This is a genomic window from Flavobacterium xanthum (genome assembly GCF_900142695.1).
GTDB lineage: Bacteria > Bacteroidota > Bacteroidia > Flavobacteriales > Flavobacteriaceae > Flavobacterium > Flavobacterium xanthum.
This window is the reverse complement of the sequence record NZ_FRBU01000035.1, coordinates 26,772-34,510: the sequence shown is the minus strand read 5'-3', so window position 1 is coordinate 34,510 and position 7,739 is coordinate 26,772. Positions and strand designations below refer to the sequence as shown.

Genomic DNA, 7,739 nt, shown 5'->3' with positions numbered 1-7,739 from the left:
CAGGGAAAAGAATTAATTTTCTTTTCTTTGTTCTGAAAAAATATTTCATCTTTCTTTGAGATTCCTAACTTTCGCATTTATTAATTGAATTCAAGATTTTTTACCAATATTTAACGTAAGGTTATAATAGCTAGGATATACTGGTATGGAATTAATTTGTTTTTCGCCTATCGGCATAAAGTAAAATGGTTGCAAACCGATGAAATAGTCTTTGTAGATACAATACTGAAATTGTATGCCAAGACTGTAATAAAATGAATTTAGCTTTTCACTACTAATTTTATTCTGATACGATAGTATTTCTCTTGTTTCTAGATTATACGTAAATGATTGTAAATCATGACTAGAGGACTGTGAAAAAAAATGTCCAGCACCAGCGTTGAAACTAAATGAAAATCGTTTGTTATTGACAAACATATAATTCATTTCACCACCAAAACGTATTGTTTTTATTTTTGACCAAAGTGAATTTGAAACAATATCAGTTGAATTTTGATCCAATAAAAATGCATTTAATTGAACTTCATTTTTAGCAAATTTCGGAAAATCATCACTTTGTGCATAGTCAGCAATAAACGTAAATGCAAAAGATTGTACAAATGCATTTTGATAATTAAAACCAATTGAAAAATTATTGTGGTTGTTATATTTATCCGGAAACCAGGGTTTTCCTATAGACAAGTATGCACTTTCATTTTGTGCAAATAACACGCTCGAAATCAACATAATTATTAATATAATAAAGTATTTTTTCATAATAAAGGTAGCATACTTTGAAAGTATTCAAAGTATGCTTTTAATTAATAGGGTTAAAGATCGGTATAAAAGTGCTTAAAATAATAATCTACAATACCAATTTTTTTAATATTATATTCTGTGTTATTATCATTGATGGTTTGGCCTGTAGAACCAGGGCCAACAATCGTTGCTAGGATTTGTCTTCTAGACATTTCTGCGTTTGATCTAAAAATTGCACTACCAACTGAGAGATTAATTTTAACTGAACCGCTAGCCTCTGCATTTGGTTTTATTTTATCGCCCTCTAGCTTAAACCCAGCTTTTGCTGTTAATTCGGTCGATGCTGAACCTGCAAGATTATGTAATGAAAACACTGCCATTACTTGTGTGTTTTCAGACATATTCCAGTCAGGGTCAAACTCAGCAGTAAAGTCTAACCATTTTTTATCTCTCTTAAGGTATTTACGTTTACATCTAAAATCTTTAACTGTATACTCATTTCCAGTTGCAGTAATAGTACCATTTGCGTTTTGCGTTACTGTTCCATCCGCAGTTCCTCTAAAGAATCTCAACTTTTGATGAGTCCCTCCAAATCCCATCCAATCAGTTCCATTTATTTGTATTCTTGGTATGTATGAACTTATTACGTCATCCTCTTGAATATTATTGTGATTTGTATTAATAGTTAGTAAATTTGTTACTGGAAATGGACTATTTGTTATTTGTGGGATAATACTAGGTAGTAATATACCTGTTATATCATCGATTGGCGCGGGTTGTAAGTCTACAAAATCACAAGGTCTACCGGCAATATCACATGGATCTATAGGGACAATTACATAAACGGGATTGTTATCTAGAAAATTATTATCGAGATTATTAATAATTTCGTAGTCTCTGTAGCCCGTGTTAAATTGAAAACCGATGTTTGTTTGCGAATTGTTTAGCGGATCGAATGAAACATAATATTCTTGTGCATTTTGATCATCATTTTCATATTCAGGATCATATGGAAAAAAAATTTGTAGTTCCTGTGAAACAAGAAGATTAGTTAATTCATCGGCAATAAACGCTGTAGATCTAAAATTGTTCTTAGAAGTTAAGTTTTTATCCACAATTTCTTTAATTGTGGTATAATCATTGGAATTGTTTTCAAACTCTTTTCTTAAAGCATTTTTAAAAATATTTTGCTTTCTTAAATTATTGATTTGTTTTTTGAACATAGCTTGTTCATTTTTTCTTAAACCTCCTTCTTCTTCAAGTAAGTATGCAAAAGATACAATATTTGCATCTTTGTCAACTTCTTTCATTTTGTTATTTAAAGCGGTTTTGACTTCAGGGTCAGTTAATAATTTGCCAAACAGAATAGCAGTTTCTTGTAGTAACCTCTGTTCTGAATTTAAATTTGTTTTTTCTGGTGTTTCACTACTGTTTTCAGTAGAACAACTGATCGCCAAAAGGCAGAAGGAAAGTAAGTATATACTTTTTCTCATTATAAATTTTGTTCTCATTTAAGATTGGTTTAATTTTTTAAATTGATAAATTCTAGATAAGTAGCTACAATATCATTTAAGAAAAACTACTTAATTTTTATATAACGTCTTATTTAAAATTCAGTAGTTTTTCCTGACACCAAAACTACCCTCATATATTTTAACATACAAACACTTGTTATCGGAATTCACGGAATTCGCATACCGAATTCCATGAATTCCGATAAAGTTGGACAAAAAAAGGTGTATTATCTTTGAAAAAATAATTATAAGTACTCTTTATTTGACAAATACAAAGTGGCTGCTTTGAGGCAAAAATGTCTTCATTGTTCTTTTCTTTTTCTATCCCAGCGATTTTTTCTCTAATTTTACCCTTTTAAAATCAAACATGAAACTACAACTCAAAGAACTCACCACAAAACAAGAAATGCTGGCGCAATATCCGGTCATGCACTATTTATATACTAATTTCAGTTTAGAGAAATACGATGCCTATCTCACAGATATGATTCCAAACAACTACAAACAAATAGCCGTTTTTGAAGGCGATGTGTGCGTCGGACTTTCTGGTTTGTGGTCTGGTACTAAGCTGTGGTCTGGTAAATACTTAGAAATTGATAATTTCATTGTACACCCAGAACACCGCAAAAAAGGAATTGGTAAAATGCTAACGGATTACGTCGATGCCAAAGCCAAAGAGCTCGGTTGTACTATGATTGTATTAGACGCTTTTACCGGAAATTATACGGCACACCGTTTCTATTACAACCAAGGCTATGTGCCAAAAGGCTTTCACTTCCTTAAAATCTTAAACGAAGACGGATTGAGCTAAATCACAAATTATGGAGCGTTCTAGTATAATTGGTTTGACATTCTTGCTATCGGTTAGCCTATCTTTTTGTGGTGTAAAGCGTGAATTCCAATCAGAATTTCCGCAAGAAATTAAATCTGTCTTTTATCATAAAAAATTGCAAGGCGATAGTAAGGACAGCATTTATTTACAAATCGAGTTCAAAAAACCGCTTCTCCAATCGATTGTTTTGAATACTGTTTATTTTCGGAATCAGGAGGCTACTGTAAAACAAGTTACACCAGAACACTTCACTGTTGCTTTTGTTACTCAAACTTCTACCGAGGATTTTATTATGGATCAAGATCCTAGCAAAGAATATGGGAACAAAGCACCTGATGTTTCAAATGCAAAATTCGAAATACAATCCAACGAAGCAGTTTTAAACTATACGCAAAACGGTAAAATTTATTTTTTTAAAATGACTAATATCATCGAAAAACCGTTGCGTTAAAATCATAAAAGAAAGATTCTTTTTGTAAAACCTTCTTAACAAAACAAAGAGGCTCTATCCGAGATTACAAAAAATAATTAGTTATTTTTGTTTCCTTAATTTTAATAAACACACCATTTTGGGATTATATAAAAATCTTTTTAAACAAACTGCGATTTACGGATTGGCAACAGTAATTCCAAGGATGTTCAGTTTTTTATTGGTGCCGTTGTACACAGGGTTACTGCCAAAAGCGGAATACGGAAAGATTTCCATCATTTTTGCAGGAATGATTTTCTTTAATGTCATTCTTTCGTACGGAATGGAAACTGCTTTTTTTAGATTTTACAATAAAGAAACCAATAAAAGTGCGGTTGTAGAAACCACTTCGATTTCTATTTTTTGGACATCCATATCTTTCTTATTTGTCTCCTTACTCTTCCGAAATACAATATCAAGTTGGGCTAAAATTGACGAACAGTATATCAGTTACACGATTTGGATTTTAGTACTTGACGCGTTGGTCATTGTTCCCTTCTCTAAATTAAGGGTCAATCAGCAACCCGTAAAATATGCGATAATCAAAATAGGAAATGTAGCGGTCAATCTTTTTCTGAACCTTTTCTTTTTGAGTTATTTACCCGCCATTGCAACATCAAATCCAGACAGTATCTTACGCTCTTTATACCTGGAAGATTTTCAGATAGGCTATATATTTGTATCTAATATTGTGGCCAGCTTACTTACATTTATAGTTTTGTCACCCAATTATTTCAAACTGAAATGGCATTTTGATTACAAATTATGGAAACAAATGATGCAGTACGGCACGCCTATAATGATCGCCGGAATTGCATTTGCCATAAATGAACAATTCGACAAAATTTTATTGGGTTATTTATTGCCACCGGATATTGCCGATGCCGAAGTAGGAGTGTACTCGGCTTGTTACAAGCTTGGTTTATTTATGGTTTTGTACCGTACGGCGTATACGCTTGGAATTGAGCCTTTCTTTTTCAGTCACTCGGACAACAAAGATGCGCCACAAACCTACGCTACAATTACCAAATATTTTGTAATATTTGGGTCTTTCATATTACTGTCCGTAATCGTTTTTGCTGATATTCTAAAAGTTATTATGATCCAAGATGAATCCTATTGGGAAGCCATGAAAGTGGTACCACTGATTATTCTGGCCAACTTCTTTCTTGGTATTTACACCAATCTTTCGGTTTGGTACAAACTGATTGACAAAACTCATATAGGCGCGTACATTTCCATCGTGGGAGCGATAATCACACTCGCATTAAATTTCCTTTTAATCCCAACAATGAGCTATTACGGTTCGGCAATTGCCACTATAGCCGCGTACGGAAGCATGATGTTTATCTCTTATTATTTCGGAAACAAATATTATCCCATTCCGTATGACATCAATAAAATCGCGTTGTATCTGCTGATTTCAATAGGATTTTCGGCAATTTCTTTTTACGGTTTCCGAGAGAATTATTTCGTCGGAATTCCGTTATTAGTTATATTCCTGTATTTTATATACCACAACGAAAAAGAATTATTAATTAAAATTTTAAAACGAAAAACCAATTAAAACAATCTTTAGGAGCCAATCGCGCTGTACGTTTCAAGCTTTTTCCTAAAATTGTTTTTTTCTAAGGCAAAAAAGGAGCTTCCTGCGGTCGCTCTTTTTACCCAAGAAAAAATACAATTTCATAAAAAAGGCTTTCCACTTCCATCACGGCTAGAATCCTAAATAGTACATAAATAGTGTGAATCGGCAAGCCATTGCTAGTTCCAAAAAAACAAATAAACATGACCATAAACATTATCAACAAATCACAACATGCCTTGCCTAACTATGAAACCATAGCTTCCGCAGGAATGGATTTACGTGCCAACTTAACACAACCCATCACACTTAAACCGCTGGAAAGAGCCATCGTAAAAACAGGCTTGTTCATCGAATTACCTATTGGGTACGAAGCACAAGTTCGGCCAAGAAGTGGTCTCGCTGCCAAAAACGGAATCACAGTCCTGAATGCACCCGGAACGGTAGATGCCGATTATCGTGGTGAAATTGGAGTAATTTTAGTAAATTTATCCAATGAAGATTTCGTTGTCCAAAACGGGGAACGCATCGCCCAACTCATCATCGCAAAACACGAAAGAGCAGAGTGGATTCAAGTTCAGGAATTGACAGAAACCTCCAGAGGAGAAGGCGGTTTTGGAAGCACTGGAGTGAAGTAAATTTTTTAAAACTTCAAAATTCAGAGTTCGTTGTTCAACATTCAACCTTTTTTAAATTTTGAACAACGAACTCTGAATTTTGACGCGAAATTCAAATCTTTCAAATTTTGAACAACGAACCTCGAATAACGAATTTTGAAATCAAAATCACATGAAACAATACGATCTACACGAAAGACTAATTGATTTTGCTGTCATGATAATCGAAATTACAGATAATCTAAAAAACAGTAAAGCAGCAAATCATTTGTCGGGACAAGTTGTTCGTTCTGGAACTTCACCATCATTAAATTATAGTGAAGCTCAAAGTGCAGAATCTAGAAATGATTTTATCCATAAAATGTCAATTGTTTTAAAAGAGTTAAGAGAAACTCATTCTTGTTTAAAAATAATTCAAAGAGCAAGTTTATATAATAAAGAAGAAGAATTTTTAGTAGCAGGAATAAAAGAAAATAATGAATTAATTTCAATATTTGTAAAAAGTATTGAAACATCGAAATCTAAATTAAGTAGTTCTAAATAAATGGTCTAAACTTCAAAATCAAGCGTTCTTTGTCCAATATTAAATTTTTTATAAATTTTGAACAACGAACGTTGAATAACGAATTTTGAAATAAAAATAAAAAAACATGAAAATAATTGTCCCAATGGCTGGCCGTGGATCACGCCTACGCCCACATACCTTAACGATTCCTAAACCATTAATTCCAGTTGCAGGAAAACCAATCGTGCACCGTTTGGTCGAGGATATCGCCGGTGTGTTGAATCAAGATATCGAAGAAGTAGCCTTTATTATCCATGAAACTTTTGGTAAAAAAGTAGAAGAAGAATTACTTGCTATCGCACAAAAACTAGGCGCCAAAGGAACTATTTATTATCAAAACGAAGCATTAGGAACCGGTCACGCCATTATGTGTGCCAAAGATTCTTTGAGTGGACCCGCAGTTATCGCTTACGCTGATACGTTAATTCGGGCTGATTTCGATTTAGATAAAAATGCTGATAGCGTGATTTGGGTAAAACAAGTAGAGGAGCCCGAAGCTTTTGGTGTTGTAAAATTAAACGATGCTAACGAAATAGTAGAATTAGTAGAGAAACCGGCAACTTTTGTGTCGGATCTTGCCGTAATTGGAATTTATTATTTTAAAGACGTAGCCGTGCTGAAAAACGAACTGCAGTTAGTATTAGACAATAATATTATCCATGGTGGCGAATACCAAATCAATGATGGTATCAAGCAAATGATGGCCAAAGGCATGACTTTTGTTCCCGGAAAAGTAGACGAATGGATGGACTGTGGCAACAAAAATGTAACTGTAGAAACGAATTCTAGAATGCTAGGTTTCTTACATAGCGATGGCGAACATTTAGTGGATTTTGATGTCAAATTAGAAAATTCCACCATTATTCCGCCGTGTTATATCGGTAAAAATGTAGTTTTGACAAACGCGACGGTTGGTCCTAATGTATCTTTGGGCGATGGATGCCATGTTTCAAATAGTACGATACAAAACAGTTTGGTGCAAACTCATTCTCATATCAAAAATGCGAATTTGGACAATGCGATGATTGGAAACCACGCTAGTTTTGACGGGAAGTTCACCAGCATCAGTATTGGAGATTATTCGGTATTGGAGTAGAATGGTTCAATTAATGCAATAAGAATAAAACAATGTCGTATTTTTTTCACCATATAAGTCATGTAAGTTTAAATTATATATGACTTATATGTTTCAAAAGAACTCGTAAAACAGTTTTTTAAACCATTAAGGAATTGAAGGAAATTAAGTTTTTTCACTGGTTATAAATTTTAAAAAGCTTATATGACTTATATGTTTGAAATTATATTGTAAACAGTTTTTTAAACCATTAAGGAATTGAAGGAAATTAAGTTTTTCATTGTTTACAAACTTGTAGAGAATAAATTTTAAAAAACTTATATGACTTATATGTTTAAAAAAGT

At 33.1% G+C, this 7,739-nt stretch carries 8 protein-coding genes; 6 read left to right on the top strand and 2 right to left on the bottom strand.

Features of this window, described 5'->3' with window-relative positions; genetic code table 11:
• Window positions 1–90 precede the first annotated feature (90 nt).
• Together BUC11_RS13190 and BUC11_RS13185 are read right to left on the bottom strand one after the other, a co-directional pair.
• Window positions 91–756, bottom strand: coding sequence for a hypothetical protein (locus tag BUC11_RS13190; protein WP_073354777.1), 666 nt, complete (start codon window positions 754–756; stop codon window positions 91–93).
• Between the two features lie 53 nt (window positions 757–809).
• Complete coding sequence (locus BUC11_RS13185) at window positions 810–2,249, bottom strand: hypothetical protein (protein ID WP_073354775.1); 1,440 nt, start codon at window positions 2,247–2,249, stop codon at window positions 810–812.
• Window positions 2,250–2,619: 370 nt separating this feature from the next.
• Here BUC11_RS13185 and BUC11_RS13180 point away from each other — a divergent pair, with 370 nt between their 5' ends.
• The 6 genes from BUC11_RS13180 (at window position 2,620) to BUC11_RS13155 (ending at window position 7,416) form a co-directional block, all read left to right on the top strand.
• Window positions 2,620–3,063, top strand: a complete 444-nt coding sequence (locus BUC11_RS13180; RefSeq protein ID WP_073354773.1) for a GNAT family N-acetyltransferase — start codon at window positions 2,620–2,622, stop codon at window positions 3,061–3,063.
• A gap of 10 nt (window positions 3,064–3,073) precedes the next feature.
• Window positions 3,074–3,535, top strand: a complete 462-nt coding sequence (locus tag BUC11_RS13175; protein ID WP_073354771.1) for a hypothetical protein — start codon at window positions 3,074–3,076, stop codon at window positions 3,533–3,535.
• A gap of 118 nt (window positions 3,536–3,653) precedes the next feature.
• Window positions 3,654–5,120 carry a lipopolysaccharide biosynthesis protein gene (locus BUC11_RS13170; protein WP_073354769.1) on the top strand — a complete coding sequence of 489 codons (1,467 nt, stop codon included), beginning with the start codon at window positions 3,654–3,656 and terminating at the stop codon, window positions 5,118–5,120.
• Between the two features lie 221 nt (window positions 5,121–5,341).
• Window positions 5,342–5,776: a dUTP diphosphatase gene (gene dut, locus BUC11_RS13165; protein WP_073354767.1), complete on the top strand. Its 435-nt coding sequence runs from the start codon at window positions 5,342–5,344 to the stop codon at window positions 5,774–5,776.
• A gap of 151 nt (window positions 5,777–5,927) precedes the next feature.
• Entirely contained in the window at window positions 5,928–6,299 is a 372-nt protein-coding gene (locus BUC11_RS13160) for a four helix bundle protein (RefSeq protein WP_073354765.1), read from the top strand.
• Between the two features lie 106 nt (window positions 6,300–6,405).
• Entirely contained in the window at window positions 6,406–7,416 is a 1,011-nt protein-coding gene (locus tag BUC11_RS13155; RefSeq protein ID WP_073354762.1) for a sugar phosphate nucleotidyltransferase, read from the top strand.
• The last annotated feature ends 323 nt before the right edge of the window (window positions 7,417–7,739 follow it).